Below are 15,428 nucleotides of genomic sequence, written 5' to 3' on the forward strand. Positions count from 1 at the left end.
TGTCGGCGGCAAATGCCGACGGCACTGTGCGAAGTTGGACCAGAGACCTCAAAGGCGGTGTCCGTCCCCTGCGCATTGCGTCGCCATACACGCTGGTCGCGGATCGCCGCTTTTGCCTGTTGCCGCAGAAATCGCGCTACGAGTGCGTCAGGGCGTGTGAAGGCGGCCAGACTGCCTTGGGTGGCGATCAGCAGGATTCCCCTGACGACCAACACCAACCCTATCAGACACGTGCCGGATGTCAGCGCATGCTCCTGCCACGAGCATCGTTACGTCAATGCACCCGGTTCCAGCCCCGGAGCTTGATCCGGACCGGCGCCCCTTCGTGCGAGAGTTCCGGATCGGCGTCGGGATTGATCACCCGGATCGAATAATGAGCGTCGTCCGGCGAGATGCCGATCTCGAAGACATCGCCTGCTTTCGCTCCGGCGTCCCGAAACCAGGCTGTCATGTAAGTGATGCGGTACTCGTTCCGCGTGCCGTTCGGGTCGTGCAGCTTGTTGTTGTAATAAACGAAACGGAACCTGTGCGGGACGCCGTCCCCTCCGATACAGGTCAGCCACGCGGAGGGGTTCTTGATCGTAGGATCCAGTGGCGGGAGGATTGCCAGAAGCTCCCTCTCGCCCTTCGGGATCAGGATGCCTCCCTGATGCCCGCCGGTCGTGCCCACGTCGTTCGCGCTCAGGGTTTTGCGGAAGGCGGTCCTGCTCATGTCGTCTCCGGTGTGATCTCCAAGGCGCGCTGCAGATCCGCCCCGTCCCGCATCGCGGTCGGCACGGTCTCGTTGCCCAGTTCCTGTTTCCATGCCGAGCGGTCCAGCATGACCCTCTCGACGGTGTCTTCGTAGAAAAGCCGGTAGACCGTCACCGGCAGGGTCTGACCTCGCCGGTGGGCGCGCGCGCTGGCCTGAGCCTCGAGCGCCGGGTTCCAGACCGGGGTCAGGTGGATGACGACAGTGGCGGCAGTGATGTTCAGCCCGGCGCCGGCCGCTTTCGGGTTCAGGACAAGGCAGCCCGGACCCTCATGGGCTGTGAAGTCGTCGATGATCTTCTGGCGGTCCTCCTGCGGAGTCGACCCGTTGATCGCGCCCCAGAACGCGTCCGGGAGATCGGCCCCCGCCTCGCGCAGAAGATCGCCAAGCCTATTGAACAGGGCGAAGACGAGGACCTTCCGGCCGTTGCGGAACGCCTCCCGCAAGAGTTCCAGGGTCCGTTCCAGCTTCGGAGTGAGCAGGGGCAGATCGTGACCGCGATCCAGCTCCGCGAATTCGCCGTCGGCATCGTCCGGATTGGACGGCCGCAGCCATGGATGCGCGCAGAAAAGCTGGAGTTGCAGGGTCGCGACCAGTGGTCCGGCCACCGGATACCTAGCGAGCGTTTCCTCGCGCGCCCGCCGGTAACCCTCCACAAGAGGACCGTCCAGTTCCAGCGGCAGATCGATGTCGATCCGCTCTGGCAGGTCGCCCGCCACGTCCGCCACCCGCCGCTTCAGGATCAGCGGGTCGGTGACGGTCGCGAGATCCCGGGCGGCTTCCAAGGTGTCCGGCCAGGTCTTCTCGAACGACTGCCGAGTGCCAAGCAGACCCGGCACCACGAAGTCGGCCAGCGACCACAGGTCAACCAACGTGTTCTCGACGGGCGTCCCGGTCATCGCCACCGCATGGCGGCGGGGAATGGTGACGATCGATCGCCTGCGGACCGAGTCCGGGTTCTTGATCGCCTGCGCCTCGTCACAGATCACCCAGGACCACTCGAAGGCGGAGAAGATGGCGATGTCGTTCACCATCGTGTCGTAGGTGGCGATGACGACGTTGGTGCCCTGCAGCCCGCGCCACGTCCCGGGACGCTGCGGTCCCCGGTGGACCGCCACCGTCAGCGAGGGCGCGAAGCGCGCGATCTCCCGGACCCAGTTCGCGATCAGGCTCGTCGGGCAGATGACAAGGGCCGGGGCATCGGCAGGAGGCGGAGAGAGCAGCAGCAGCGCGATGATCTGGAGCGTCTTTCCCAGCCCCATCTCGTCGGCGAGGATCAGGCCGCCGTTGCGCGCGGCCGCCTCGCGCATCCACGCCACGCCCCGTGCCTGATAGGGAAAGAGGGTCGCTTGCAGGCCCGGCACGTCCACCACGCCAGGCAGATCGGCCGCGGCCGTCCCTCCCGGAGCGAGGAAGCTTTCCGAGGCGGAGACGGCAAAAGGCGTGTCCTCGCCGCGCAGCAGACGGATGGCGTCGCCGAACCGGATCCGCCCGTGGTCGAGGTCGCCCGTGGCGGCACGGACGAGGTCGCCGACATCCGAAGGCAGCGGTCGCAGGACCGTTCCATCGACAACCCATCCATGGGCCGGCGTCGGGGCGGGAAGTTCCAGACGGTTGCCGCGGACGTTCCGGATCCCGATCAGCCGCACGACGATACGGCCGTTCTCGAGATCGAGGCGGATCTCCGGATCGAGAACACGCTCCGAGAGGGTGAAGCCTTCGGGCAGATGGCCGGCGAGGTCGCCGAAACGGTGAGGTAGCGCCGCGAAATCAACCACGATGGATCCCCATCATGCCCATCAGTTCCTCCGGCGTGTATGGCCAGGGGCGACGGGTGTGTACGGCGCGGTGGCAACTCGGACAGAGGGGCACGAGGTCCGTCTCCGGATCGAAGGGCTTTGGTTCGTGCAGCATCGAGACGGGTTCGAGGTGATGGACCTCGATGATGCCGCCCGCCGCGCCATAGACGGCCTCCGGATCGGTTCCGCAGATCCGGCATGTCCGCCCATGGATGCGCAGGCAGAGGAGCCGGTTGCGCGGGTTCCGCTCGCGCCGGTTTACGGTCGCCCGGCTGAGGGCCCCTTCGACCGCAGGGAGGTCCGTCCCGGGCACCTCCTCCACGACGTCATAGCCGATCAGTTCCGCCATGGCCGCCACCAGCGGCACGAGAACTTCCCGGCAGGTCAGGATCACGGCCTCGTCGGTGTCCGGGTTGATGGTGTCGTGCCGGAAGGTGGCGGTGATTCCGAAGCGGGCATCCGCCACCTGCCAGTCGTCCAGTCCCTGATCCGTCACGGTCACCTCCGCGACCCGCGCAATGGACCGCACCAGCGACCGGGCCAGCTGGACGTCTTCGGCCTCCGCGGCCCGGATCGTGGCGAGGACGCGCGCCGCGAAGGGGCCGAAGGCCAGATGCACCCGGTGGGATTTCAATCCGTAGGGACGGAGTTCCGCAACCGGACCATGTTTCTCGTCGAGATCGTCAAACCAGATGCGCAATCCCCGCCGCAGGCCGCCATCAAGGAAGCCGACCGCGATCGTCGCGCCGGTTCCTTCGGCGAGTTCCCTCGCGATGAGTTCGCGCCGGGAGACGAGCATCTCAGCTGTCCCCGTCGTCCACGACATCCTCGGCGTCGGCCGGCTGTGCGACCGGCACGGCGCGCAGGAGCTTGCGCAGGTTCGACGAGACCACCTCGCGGATGTCGGCGAAGATCGGCTGCATCTCCGGGTTGGAATACTCCAGCTCGGCTGCGGCGAAGGCCCAGAACAGCAGGTCCATGCCCTCGACCGCGTATCCGTTGGAGGCCGCCCGCAGGTAGACCTTCTGATAGAAATCGTGGTGCCGGTTGAGCTCCACGCCCGGAACGTGGCCCGTCGTGCCCGAGCTCCGCAGCGCCGGGACCCAGAGCTCGCCCGTCGTGATCGTATCAACGGCATCGACATGCACCGCCGTCGGCGAGACGTTGTTCTGCACCGGCTGCCGGAGCCTGATCCGGGATCCCATCGCGTTCGTCACGACGGCCGTCTGGGCGGCGGCATCGACCTCCTCCACAACCGGGGTCTTCAGGTTCGGCGTCGTCGCGATGCTGGTGTTGGCCGAGGTGTGGTTCAGCGTGGTGCCTGCGGCCTTTTCCCGCTCCTTCCGGCGATACCGGTTCTCCGCCTCGCGGCGCGCGTTCCGCAGAAGCGTTGTGAGGTGCTCCTCGATCGCCGGATCGAACAGGATGCGCGACTTCTTCACGTCGACGTAGAACGCCTCGTCAAGCTCGTGACCGAAGTCGAACTCGATCCGCAGCAGGGACATGTGCGGCTCGAACGTTCCGTGCGAGCCGAAGACGCCGAGCCATCCTCCCGCGTTGATCAGGCGGCCCTCCCGGTAGATGTAGAAGCCTTGGCCGCGGTTGGTGATGTTCGCCTTCTTCTTCTCCACCTCGGTGAGGCTCGAGGAATGGGGAAGGATCCATGCCCTGATCCGGGCCTCGCCGCCACCGTCGCCCTCAGCCGTGTCCATGCCGATGACCTGCTGGGAGTCCGCCAGAACCTGTTCCGACTTCTCGGGGAAAAAGGGGTTCCAGGGCTCGACGGGCTCGCCGTCGACCGTCATCCGGATGGTTCGCTGACGATCATCCTCCGCGTCAAGAAAGCGATGGTAGATCATGCCGAGATGGTCCTTCAGGGCCACCCGGAGGCGTTTGATCGCCGCCTGCTCCCTCGTGCCACCGGGCTCGTCGTAATGCTTCGACAGCAGCCGGTCGCATTTCGACCAGACGACGAGGGTGCCGCGCTCGCCGCAAAGCTCCTCCCACGCCTCCGCCTCATGGTTTTCGACCGGTTCACGCAACATCTCCCACGTGTCGGTCGTCTCGACATGATCGAGGTCCCACGCGAGTTTGGCCAACGGGGCGCCCTCGATCTTGCGGGAGATGACGGTGAAGCGCTTGCAGACCGAGCTGGAGGCGGTCTTCAGACCCAGCCCGAACTTGCCGAGGCTGGCAAGGTTGGCGCGCACCGGAGATCCGTACCGCAGCGCGCTGTGGACGCCGGCCGCATCCATGCCGTGTCCGTTGTCGCCGAAATAGACGTACTTCCTGCCGTCAGGCCTCATCTCGATCCGGACATGGATCTCGTCGGCCCCGGCCGCGATGGAGTTGTCGATGATGTCCGCCGCGGCAGTCCTGAAGTTGTAGCCGGTGTCCCGCAGGCCGAAGATCAGTCGGGACGCGTCAGGGTTGTTAATAAGGTCGTTCACCATCCACTCCATCTTCTTGTTGGCTCAGGGTCGTCGTCGCGGGAATCTCCCCGGTTTCCGTCGAACCTTGCAGCCAGTCAGTCACCGCGGTTAGCAGGTCATCCGCGGGCATGTCCCGGGTCGCGCATTCCCAGACCGTCAGAACGCGCCAGCCCAGTTGGTGCAGGGACAGGGCCTGCTCGGCATCCCTCGCCACGTTGCGGGAGATCTTCGCCTCCCAGAACGCAGTGTTCGTCTTCGGGAGCCGGAAGTTCCGGCATCCCGGGTGCATGTGCCAGAAGCATCCCTGCACCCGGATCACGGCGCGGTGCCGGGGCAAGGTGATGTCCGGCTTTCCCGGCAGGTCCTTGCGGTGCAGCCGGAAGCGAAAGCCGGCCCGGTGCAGTCCCCGCCGCAGTTTCATCTCCGGCGTGGTGTTCCTCGGGCCGATCCGGGACATCATCTCGGACCGGCTCATGGGAACCCGTTCAGACACTGCGCTTCCTCCGCGGATGCAGCGCCACGGTGTTCCGGATCCACGGCTCCATCGCCTCGGCGATGGCCATCGCCACGGGCGCGGCGACAGCGTTGCCGAACTGGCGATAGGCCTGCGTGTCCGACACCACGATCTTCCAGGGCTGGTTCGATCCCGGACGGTCGAAGCCCATCAGGCGGGCGCATTCGCGCGGGGTCAGCCGCCGGGGGATCCCTCGGGGCTGGTCGATGAGGATCTCGGACCCGTCCTTGTAGTAGCGGGCGCTGAGCGTGCGGGCGACGCTGTCCGGGCCGCACAGGCCAAACCCGAAGCCGTTCCCCGCGGCCTTGTGCTTGGCTGCATAATTCTGGAGATATTTCCAGAGGTTGGGGGTTAGCGTGTACTTGGCGGCCACTTTCGCGTCGGGGCCGACGGTATAGGGTGGCTCCACGGTCTCGCTGCCATCCTCGGGATGAAGGATGGCCGAAAGGACGGGATTATCGGTGGCCGGACGCATGATGTCGTCCAGCGAGAAGTTGGTCCCGATGTCACTCCGGAAGCCCGCGATGAAGATCCGCTCGCGGTGCTGCGGCACCCAGTGACGGGCGTCGACGACCTTGTAGTCGACGATGTAGCCCAGTTCATCGAGCGCGTGCAGGATCACCCGCATGGTGTTGCCCTTGTCATGCGACAGCAGGTTCTTGACGTTCTCCAGCAGGAACGCCTTCGGCCGATGCCGTGCGAGGATGCGCACGACGTCGAAGAAGAGCGTGCCCTGGGTCTCGTCCATGAACCCGTGCGCGCGGCCGAGCGAATTCTTCTTGCTCACCCCCGCGATCGAGAAGGGCTGACAGGGGAAGCCCGCGAGGAGCACGTCATGCTCGGGGATGTCATCCTCGTGGATCTTCGTGATGTCGCCATGGATCGGATGGTCATCCTCGAAGTTCGCCCGGTAGGTCTGCTGCGAGAACTTGTTCCACTCGCTCGTGAACACGCACCGTCCACCGATCGCCTCGAAGCCGATACGAAGGCCGCCGATCCCCGCGAAGAGGTCCACAAACCGGAATCCGCCTTGACCGTCCATTTCCTGCTCCTGCGTCGCGCTCGCGGTTCCATATCCTGGAGTTCCGCGCGCGAAGGTACTCTACATCTGCTCACGCAACATGAACGGGCCTGACGAAAAAATCGAGAGCGATCCGGCGTGGCACCGTGCCAAGGTTGTGGATTACGCTCAGCCGCCCCGGCGGGGCGGAAGGTGTAAGGGCTCCCGGTGGCAAGTCAGCGGCGAGATGCCGCCCGACACGGCCGAGCGGCGGGGCAGGCTTTCACACCGCTGGCATCATCCCCTTCGGGTCCAAGCGCCGGGTGCCGAAAGCCTTCGACCAAAACCCCCCGACGGAGGGGGCCCATGGCGGAGGTCGTGATCATCGGGGGGGGCGGCGACCGGTGGGGACGCTGGCGCCGGCGGATGCTCTGGCAGCGGCCGGCACGGTGGTGCGGCCGGTCCGTGCGGACGAAGGCTAGATCTTCCGCAGCCGGTCGGTCGCGGCCACGACGCCGCCCTCTTCGATCGAGCAAAGGATGCCGCGCAACCGCAAGGCTGCATGACCCGGCGCGACGATCCAGTCCTTGGCCGCCACGCCATAGCGCGCCTTCCATTTCACACAGCCGTCATTGAAGACATCCGAGACGCGCAGCACCGCCGTGCCAGCGAGAAGCAGGCTGCCGACAGGCAGGTTCGCCTCGGACGTGTCGAGGTCGGCCACGATGGTGTCGCCGGGATGCGGCGTGCCCTGACGGTCGCGCCAGACGAGGTCGCAGACGCGGGCGGACAGGATCGAGACCTGGATGCGCGGGTCCGGCCGTCCGTCCGGCAGGCACAGCCACGGCTGCTTCAGCCAGCGTTCGCCGGGGATGCCGCAGCGGCGGGTGAGCAGAAGCCGATCCGGGAAGCTTCGCCGGTTGAACCCCGCGCGCCAGCACAGCGAGACGATTGGTGCATCTGTCTTGGGCGCGGCCAGGACATGCGGCAAAGCGGCGGCCAGTTCCTCGGCGGTAACGGGATGAGCCACGGGATCAGCGCCCGATAGGACGGACATCGAGCGTCGCATCGTCGCCGTCCGATTTCATGGCGTCGGCGATCAGATGATCCACCGTTCCATCGAAATAGGCTACCAGTTCGCTGTGGAGGGTCTGGAACTCGGCAAGCACCGTGCGCTCGAACTCCGAGGCGCGGGCGCGGACCATGATCGTGGTGCGCCGCTGCCTTGGATAGCGGTAGGGCCGGACGCCGTGCTTGCGGCAGAGCGCGACGAAGATCCGGACCGACCAGCTGTCGGGCATGGCATACTGCACCTCGGTCTCGGGCTCGGACGGGGCCTCCGCCGCGATGCGCGCCTGCAGCCGGTCGAGCGCGGCGCCCGCGGCGCCGTGGCGCCGCGGGCAAACAGCGCCTCGAGCTTTGCCAGCTTCGTCCGGATGTCCTCGTCGCCCGCCATCGTGCCCTCATCAGGTGATCCGGGCTGGCTTCGCCCGACAGGGTGGCGCTGTCAACGACAGAGACAGCCGAGGGATTGCGGGCGGCCGAGCCGCCCGCAATGCGGTCGTCACCCGCGTCACCTTTCACCATGAAGATCAGCTTGACCGCCGGTCAACACACGGGGGCAGTTCGCAGGAATGGTGACGCGCGCCGCGCCTGGCACTTGCCATCTTGCCAGTGCCATGGCGCTTCTGCGACGGGTCGGGATTCCCTCGGCTTGATGAACTCCCATATTTGCGCGACACTCAGGTCACAGGAGGAACAGCCCCATGCAGATCCTCAACTGGCCGCTCGAAAGCGACACCGTGTTTATCGGGCTGATGTGCCTGATACTGGTCTTGTCCGTCGTCCTCGGCATTGCCGCCGATCGGGCGGACCGTGCGGCGACGCGAAGGTACGAGGCCTTCGCCTTCAAGCCACTGCCATTGCCGCGCGACCTCGCGGAAAGTGATACCGGCATTGGGTCGGTGCAGCTTACAGATGCGGAGATCCGCCGCCTGCTGGGCTGAGCGGCAGGTGTCCAGGAACGTGTCTACGGTTCTCGAAGGGTCCCCGCGTCCCCGAGCGCCCAATGTCGCCGGTGTTGTCCGTACAGAGAGAGTATGGTCAGGGAACAGGACATGAGGTGTGCAGCCGACCTGGACCAGGCGCAGAAATGGGGAACGAGACGAAGGGGCTGCGCGAGCTTTCGCGCCAGGAGCTCGCGGACAACGCCAACGAAAGTGTTCGCCGGGCCGACATCACATCATTCTTGGCCTTCAACGTAGAGAGCCAGCACCTCGGCTTCGCAGATGCCACCCACGGTCTCGAAGCCGGGGCCCGCGCGCTGGAAGTCGTCGAGGGTCAGATGCGGGAAGGCGAAGTACTTCGCCGCCACGTTCTCCTGGCGGGCCGCGAAGACGATGCGGCGAATTCCGGCGAAACGCGCGGCGGCCAGACACATCTCGCAGGGCTGGAGCGTGCTCATCAGGACGCAGTCGGAGAGGTCTGCCCGGCCAAGCGCGGCGGCGGCTCGACCGATGGCTACGATCTCGGCGTGCTGCGTGGGATCGGGGGCGAGGTGGACGTGGTTGACTCCTTCCGCAAGGATCTGCCCGTCGCGTATCAACGCCGCCGCGATCCCGGCTTTTCCGGCTTCGCCGGAAGCGACGCGGGCCCTCGAGATCAGTTTCCGCATCAGGTGGCTGTCGATCTCGTTCTCCCCCGTCATGAGCGCTCCTCAAGGCGCCAGGTGCCAACGGCCAGCGGGCCGCCGAAGGGATCGCGGTCCGGAACCGTTACCCGCTCGAGGCGCCGATGCGTCTCCGCGTCCGCCGGGTCGCGACGGATGTCCCAGTCCTGCCCGGGCGGGTAGGCCCCGAAGACCTGAAAGACGTCGCTCGCCTCGATCAGACAATGCCCCGTCCCGGCCGGAAGGACGACGGCATCGCCCCGCGACAGGCCAACCGGCGGGCCCTCGGGGCCGCCGATCCGAACCACGGCGCTGCCCTGCAGCACCCCCAGTGCCTCGTGGGCGGTCGAGTGGTGATGGTCGTACCGGAAGATGCCGTTCCGCCACGCGGGGCACCAGCCATGGCGCCGGAACAGATCCTCGGCGGCATCGGCATCGTCCGGCAGGGCGGCGCGGTAGAGCAGCACCGGCAGGCGCGGGTGGCTCCATCCGGTTGTCGCAGGTCGCAGGAGTTCGGGAGAGGCTGTCATGATGTATGCAACGATCCAGCGACCCGAATGGGTTCCACTCGATCACAACGCGAATGCCCCGGCTCCGGACGGCAGGTACCCCCCGTGGCGCATCGTCGGTGCGGCTCGCGTAATGGGAGGAACGATGGAGGCCGTGAGCGGACCCTGTCCGCGCGGCGCGAGGCGCTGCAGCCTCGAGCCACCGCCGCTCGCGGTCACCGCGAACTCACAGCGTCAACCTGCCGCACCAGCCGCCGGCCTGCGTCACCTGGGTCAGGTCTCTGGACCACGCTGCGGGATCCGCAAACGCTCCATGCTTTTTCGCGAAGGGTGCCGCCGCGTGACGCCGACAGAAGCAAAGGCCAAGTGGTCGGCCTCCTGCGCCGGGCATTCGCGTGGTGCCCCTTGCCAGGTTGGTCAGGACGCGCTTCGTGACCCTGAAACACATGGCGCGACGTCAGGACAGTGGCCTTGACGCCGTCGGCAACTTCCGACTGAAACGTGCCACCCGAGGGCTTCACGACCGGCCGGCCCTGCGTCCATAGGGTGGCGGAAGACAGTTTTTCGCATTTAAGTAACTGATTTGACTCGATTTCCGGATTCTGTTCCTTGCTGCGCAGACAGAATCGACGCTTCATGGGCAAGGTCTGAAGACCTCGACTTTCCTTCAGACCCCCATGGCGCGGAAGCGCAGGAACGCACCATGTGGCCCGACCCGGATCCGACCGATCATCACGCGCGCAGCGTGATTGGCCTCATCGCCAACGAGGATGAGATCCCGGATCGTCCGCAAGCGCTCGCCATCGGCATTCCGGCGAATGCCCTGCCGGAGCGGCGGCGCCGGCAGGGCATAGGCCTCCGATCCGGAGTGCGCACCGACGCGCCGAGGGTGCTGAATGACCGGGTTGCCGCATCCCGGGGCTATGTCACGCGTCCGATTGCGGGTCCGTCCGGCTCCGGCATCCGCCGGACATTCCGCCGCCAAAGACAGCGCGGGCAACCCGCCGCGGGCGCCCCAGCAAGCTGAACCAGCCGGTCTTCGCGCCCCGCCACCACACTTTCCATCCGACACCTGACCCGCGACGGCTCCGCCGCGGGACGGACACTGACGTCTCTTACACAGGAACCGACCTCGTGATCTCCAACGATGATTTCTTGCTCCATCTCTACCTGGCCGCCATCGCAGCGGCCGAGGCCCGGCCGACCGGGTCCGATCTCGCCAACGCACCTTGCCTTGATCACTGGCGGCCGATGCTGACCCTCGGCGGCGTCCCGCTTCTCTGGGGCCGGGTCTCCCGCCACCCGCGCCTCGGCGACGCGCTCATCACCACCTCGCCCCTGATCGCGCTCGACCGCGACGAGGGCTGGGCCCGGACCTTCAGCCGCTGGTACAAATTGGGCGTGCCGTTCGACACGTTGCGGCAGATCGTCGGACCTGAGTTTCCGCAAATCCGCGAGCTGCCCGAGGTCATCGGCTTCGGTCTCCCCAGCCACATTCCGCTCGACGATCCAGAAGCGCTTGCGCACCTGCTGGCCGCGCGCATCGACAGCATCCGCCGCCTCGCAAGGCGCGCCGCGCGACACTGACCCGCGGTCAACTTTCTCTGCCCTGATCCTCCTGCCGAACGGACGCTCCGGCGCCCGCCGGCCTCCTCATGCCCAAGGTAACACCGTGTCCCGCATACAGATTCTGCATGCCGCCTTTCCTGATCCCACCCTCAAGCCGCGGATCGAGCGGCGGCTGACGCGCTTCCTCCGACGCCTGCTTGCCGGAGCGAAGAAACCGGATGCACTGCCGGAGGTGGACGATGCAGCCGACGACGACGAGAAGGATGCTCCGGGCAAGGCGGACCTGAGCTGGAGCCAGCGGCAGCGCATTGCGCGCCGCGCCGACCGGATCGTCGCCTGCGCCCAGAGGGGATCACCGCTGTCCCTCCTGAAGCCGGAGGATCGACGCCGGCTCGAGGTCCTCCGCGACGGCGTCGAACTGGTGAGCCTCCCGTCCGAGCATCGCGCCGACGAGATCGCCGCCGAGCTTCATGCCAGGTTCCCCTGGATGGCGCCGGCCACGGAGCAGATGTGGCATGCGCTGAGCCATTCGGCGCAATCCGGCGAGCCGGGCGTGCGCCTGCCTCCCTTCCTCCTTTACGGCCCGCCGGGAACCGGCAAGAGCGCCTGGGCCCGCACGCTCGCGGATCTCATCGGCGTGCCCCGGATGGTTTTCGACGCCACCTGCGAGGGCGCGAGCTTTGGCCTGGTGGGGTCGCAAAGGGGCTGGGGCAACGCGGCGCCCGGCCGGCTGCTGAACTTCATTCTGGCGGAGAAGGTGGCGAACGGACTGGTTGTCGTCGACGAGGTAGAAAAGGCCGGGCGGGTGACCAGCATCAAGGGGCAGACCTTCGCACTGACGGATGCGCTGCTGCCGCTGCTCGAGCCATTGTCGGCCCACGGCTGGACCTGTCCCTACTTCGAGCTCGGCTTCGACATGTCGTGGGTGATCTGGGTCCTAACCTGCAACGATTACCGGACCCTGCCCGATCCGCTTCTGAGCCGCTGTCCGCCCATCCGGTTGGCGGGGCCGACCTGCGCGGACCTGAAGACATTCGCGCGCATCGAAGGTGCGCGGCGCGGCCTGTCGGACGTGTCGCTCGACGCGATCTGCGAGGCCCTCGACCGGGCCGCCGCGCGAGGTCACGTGCCGGACCTGCGTGCGCTGATCCGCATGCTCGACCGCGCCCAGAGGATGGAGCGGCGGCCGCCGCTGCACTGAGTGGCGGGCGCATAAATTCGGGATTCTTGCGTGCCTCGCGCGCCAAAGTTCGCCGGGTTTTTTCTGCGAGGCCCATTTAAAAAAATCCGGAACCGCACGCCCCGAAGCAAAAAGATCAAGTCGTCCAACGGCTTGAGGAGAATCAACATTTCTCGCGGGCATCCGGAATTTTCTGTTTCGCGTTTTCGCGCCTCCGACTCACCATGGCCTGAGCGAAACGGCGCATCCGCGCTGCAGATGAGGAGAAAAAAGAAAAGGCGCCCCCGGAGGTGCGCCATGAGTCGGGGCACTGGTCGCCCGTAACATCTTGCCACCCTAGAGGCCCGAAGAGGCCCAGGCAAGCGCGGTCAGAGTCCCAGAAATTGAAGCGTGCCCCCCGGAAGTGCGCCTTCCGGGGCTGGAGACCTATTGTCGATGCCTGGAAGATCTGACGACCCGAAAAAACGCAAGAAGCGCAAGGAGACGGCACTTGAAGTGGCGCCGATCCACGGCGTGCTGCCCTACGCCGGCGCCCGCAACCCGCTGACGCGGAGCAACACTGCCCGGAAGGTGTCCTTCACCGCCGCCACGGCCGCAACCGCAGGTGTGCGGCAGCTCTATCATTTCGACAGCCAGGCGGAATCCGCGGTGGCGCTGGAAGCCCTGCTCGATCCGGAGCTTTACCGTCTGGAAGTGCAGTTGCCACCGATCCTGTTCCCGTGCCGTCGCGCGAAGAAGGAACGCGAGCACTACTTCGATCTCCGGTTGACCTTCCGGGACGGCTTCCGGCGCGCCATATACGTCCGCAACGGCTGGAGTCTCGGACTGCAGAGCACGCAGGACGAGATCGACGACATCTTCGGGAGCCTCACGACCGATTTCGCGGATGATGCCATTACCGTGAATGCCGACGACTACACCCGGGCGTTCCGCGACAACCTCCGTCGCATCTGGTACCTCAACCGCCAGGCCGATCCTGCCGCCGACGCCCATGTCGAGGACGTCGCGCGCTGCACCAGCTACTGGCTGCTGCAGGATCTCATCGCGAAGTGCGATCTCCCGCCGGCGCAGGCGTGGCAGTCGGCCATGCGCCTGATCGGACGGCGCGTGCTGTGGGCGGACTGGCACGCGGTGATCAACGTGCGGTCCCGGGTGAGGTTGAACGCATGACGTCGCAGCCTCTGTTCAGAATCCCTATGGGCTCCCGGCTGTCACTTGACCGTTGCTCCTGGTTGGTGACCGGCAAGGAAAAGGACGGCTATGCGGTCGAGAACACGGAGGACGGCGAATGCATCACGCTGTCCTTCGCGCGCGTGGATCAGGCGATCCGTGACGGCGCCTGCGACGTCATCAAGCCGGCCGAAGACGAAATGCTCAAGGCGGTGCGCGCCTACACGGGGGGATACGAGACTTTCGAGCAACTGCCGGAAGAGCAGCAGAAAGCCGTTCGCGGACGGCTCCCCGTGGTGCTCGCCATTCTTGCAATGGAAGCGGATGGCACCAAGCTGACCCATCGGAACATGAGCCCCAACAAGACCACCCGGTCCGAGGGCAGGGTGCTGAGGGAACTGAAGGAGCGTGCCCGGAACATCGCCGACGGTAGTCCGGTGCTGGGGGCAAAGAGGGGCGGCCGGGTTACCGTCAGCCTCGACTGGCCTCAGGGCAGGACCCTCAGGAAATACGTCGACACCTACCTCAGGTTCGGTCGGAATTGCGTGGTGCTGCTGGATCGGGACCACATGAAAGGGCCGAGGGAGGCGAAAGATCGCCAGCGAATGAGCTGCTGGCAGGAGCGCTTCATCTCCTACGCGCTCAACCTCTGGCACGATGAAAAGAAGCCGCCCCTCACTGCGCTCGCGAGAATGGCCGAGACGCAGTTTCCCATTCCGCCGGAGGAAATCGCGCGCGACCGCTGGTATCCCTCCATCACCACGCTTCGCACCCGGAAGAACGCGCTCTCCGAGGTGACCCAGACTCTCGGCCGGAAGGGGGTGCGGCAGGGAGCGAACCTCAAGGGCGCGGGATCAACCGACATTCCGGCCCTGATGTTCGGCGAGCGGGTTGCTACGGACCAAGTCTATCTGTCGATCCACACCGACGGCAAAGGCCTCGTGCGCGCGAAGGAGATCGATCCCGCGAAGGCGTCGGAAGATCTGGAAGACAACGAGATCTGCCGGCTCTGGTTGCATCTGATGATCGACGTCGCGACCCGTCTGGTGCTGGCCTGGATCATCGCCGAGTCGGCCGATGCCGATCACAGCCACGCGCTCTTTCGCATGGCGACCCGCGACAAGACGAAGGAAAAGGTCCGCTACGGCTGCAAGCGGGATCCGGCGCCCCCCGCGGGTCTGCTCCTGACGACGGCGGACAACGGAACGGCAACGCGGAACGGCACGGTCTACGCAAGTCAGCTCGGCATCGACTCGATCGTCATGACGAGCCGCACCTATCACTCCACGGACAATGCCTTTGTCGAACGGCCGTTCGGGACCCTGCAGTGGCAGGTGCTGAATTTCCTCGATGGCTATGCGGGCAGTCGTCCGGGTGAACTGGAGGGTTACGAGCCGGAGGCGAATGCCCGGATTACCCATGACGAACTCTACGGGATCATCACGCGCTACTTCGTCGACGAATATCCGTTCGCCCCGCACCGCGGCACCGGCATGTTTGGCGCGACGCCCTGGCAGAAGTACGACGAAGTTACCAAGTTCTATGGCGGGATCGATGTGCCCGACCGTCGCGAGCGCTGCCTGCACCTCGGCGTGAAGCGCAAGATGCACACCACCTCGGAAGGCGTCAACCCCTTCAAAATCCCCTTCAACTCTACCGCGTTGCAGGTGTTCGCGGCCGGCAAGTCGAAGGAGGTCATGGTTCACATCGATCCGGACTTCATGCGGCACGCCTATGTCACGGCGAAGGGTCACCCGGAAATCATAGAGGTCGATCTTCGCTGTCAATCGGCATCCAAAATTGACCCCCAATCGGCGTCCAATTTTGACCCCCCGG

Annotated in this window: 16 protein-coding genes; 6 read left to right on the forward strand and 10 right to left on the reverse strand. The window is 65.9% G+C overall.

What is annotated here, in order from left to right; all coding sequences use genetic code 11:
- Positions 1-274: 274 nt before the first annotated feature.
- From FG154_RS15585 to FG154_RS21480, 8 genes are all read right to left on the reverse strand, one after another.
- Positions 275-712 (reverse strand): EcoRII N-terminal effector-binding domain-containing protein, encoded by a 438-nt coding sequence (locus FG154_RS15585; RefSeq protein ID WP_145109884.1) that lies wholly within the window; start codon positions 710-712, stop codon positions 275-277.
- Positions 709-2,529, reverse strand: coding sequence for a DEAD/DEAH box helicase (locus FG154_RS15590; protein ID WP_145109887.1), 1,821 nt, complete (start codon positions 2,527-2,529; stop codon positions 709-711). Before FG154_RS15590 ends, FG154_RS15585 begins: the two co-directional genes overlap by 4 nt.
- Positions 2,522-3,349, reverse strand: a complete 828-nt coding sequence (locus FG154_RS15595; RefSeq protein WP_145109889.1) for an HNH endonuclease — start codon at positions 3,347-3,349, stop codon at positions 2,522-2,524. Before FG154_RS15595 ends, FG154_RS15590 begins: the two co-directional genes overlap by 8 nt.
- A 1-nt stretch (position 3,350) precedes the next feature.
- Positions 3,351-5,000, reverse strand: coding sequence for an ATP-binding protein (locus tag FG154_RS15600; protein ID WP_145109892.1), 1,650 nt, complete (start codon positions 4,998-5,000; stop codon positions 3,351-3,353).
- On the reverse strand, positions 4,984-5,457 hold the full coding sequence (locus FG154_RS15605) for a very short patch repair endonuclease (protein ID WP_145109895.1): 474 nt from the start codon (positions 5,455-5,457) through the stop codon (positions 4,984-4,986). Before FG154_RS15605 ends, FG154_RS15600 begins: the two co-directional genes overlap by 17 nt.
- 10 nt (positions 5,458-5,467) lie before the next feature.
- Positions 5,468-6,538 carry a DNA (cytosine-5-)-methyltransferase gene (gene dcm / locus FG154_RS15610; RefSeq protein ID WP_145109898.1) on the reverse strand — a complete coding sequence of 357 codons (1,071 nt, stop codon included), beginning with the start codon at positions 6,536-6,538 and terminating at the stop codon, positions 5,468-5,470.
- 436 nt (positions 6,539-6,974) lie between these two features.
- Positions 6,975-7,553, reverse strand: a complete 579-nt coding sequence (locus FG154_RS15615) for a hypothetical protein (protein WP_145109901.1) — start codon at positions 7,551-7,553, stop codon at positions 6,975-6,977.
- On the reverse strand, positions 7,531-7,797 hold the full coding sequence (locus tag FG154_RS21480) for a hypothetical protein (protein ID WP_246100331.1): 267 nt from the start codon (positions 7,795-7,797) through the stop codon (positions 7,531-7,533). Before FG154_RS21480 ends, FG154_RS15615 begins: the two co-directional genes overlap by 23 nt.
- Before the next feature lie 465 nt (positions 7,798-8,262).
- On the opposite strand from FG154_RS21480, the gene FG154_RS15625 reads away from it, so the two are divergent.
- Positions 8,263-8,502 carry a hypothetical protein gene (locus FG154_RS15625; RefSeq protein ID WP_145109904.1) on the forward strand — a complete coding sequence of 80 codons (240 nt, stop codon included), beginning with the start codon at positions 8,263-8,265 and terminating at the stop codon, positions 8,500-8,502.
- A gap of 236 nt (positions 8,503-8,738) precedes the next feature.
- Here the strand turns inward: FG154_RS15625 and FG154_RS15630 are convergent, their stop codons facing one another.
- The gene (locus tag FG154_RS15630) at positions 8,739-9,203 is read right to left on the reverse strand and encodes a nucleoside deaminase (RefSeq protein WP_145109909.1); all 465 of its coding nucleotides are present in this window, start codon (positions 9,201-9,203) and stop codon (positions 8,739-8,741) included.
- Positions 9,200-9,694 (reverse strand): cupin domain-containing protein, encoded by a 495-nt coding sequence (locus FG154_RS15635; RefSeq protein WP_145109912.1) that lies wholly within the window; start codon positions 9,692-9,694, stop codon positions 9,200-9,202. The genes FG154_RS15630 and FG154_RS15635 overlap by 4 nt, the downstream gene beginning before the upstream one ends.
- Positions 9,695-10,376: 682 nt before the next feature.
- Between FG154_RS15635 and FG154_RS15640 the strand changes: the two genes are divergently transcribed.
- The 5 genes from FG154_RS15640 to FG154_RS15660 all read left to right on the forward strand — a co-directional run.
- A complete protein-coding gene (locus FG154_RS15640; RefSeq protein ID WP_145109913.1) occupies positions 10,377-10,700 on the forward strand; it encodes a hypothetical protein in 324 nt (107 codons plus the stop codon).
- 107 nt (positions 10,701-10,807) lie between these two features.
- Entirely contained in the window at positions 10,808-11,260 is a 453-nt protein-coding gene (locus FG154_RS15645; protein WP_145109916.1) for a DUF6634 family protein, read from the forward strand.
- Positions 11,193-12,443 (forward strand): AAA family ATPase, encoded by a 1,251-nt coding sequence (locus FG154_RS15650; RefSeq protein WP_246100333.1) that lies wholly within the window; start codon positions 11,193-11,195, stop codon positions 12,441-12,443. The genes FG154_RS15645 and FG154_RS15650 overlap by 68 nt, the downstream gene beginning before the upstream one ends.
- A 414-nt stretch (positions 12,444-12,857) precedes the next feature.
- On the forward strand, positions 12,858-13,592 hold the full coding sequence (locus FG154_RS15655; RefSeq protein ID WP_145109920.1) for a hypothetical protein: 735 nt from the start codon (positions 12,858-12,860) through the stop codon (positions 13,590-13,592).
- A gap of 26 nt (positions 13,593-13,618) precedes the next feature.
- A partial coding sequence (locus tag FG154_RS15660) for a hypothetical protein (protein WP_246100335.1) occupies positions 13,619-15,428 on the forward strand: 1,810 nt, incomplete at its 3' end.

The sequence above is a fragment of the Cereibacter sediminicola genome (assembly GCF_007668225.1).
Taxonomy (GTDB): Bacteria; Pseudomonadota; Alphaproteobacteria; order Rhodobacterales; family Rhodobacteraceae; genus Cereibacter_A; species Cereibacter_A azotoformans.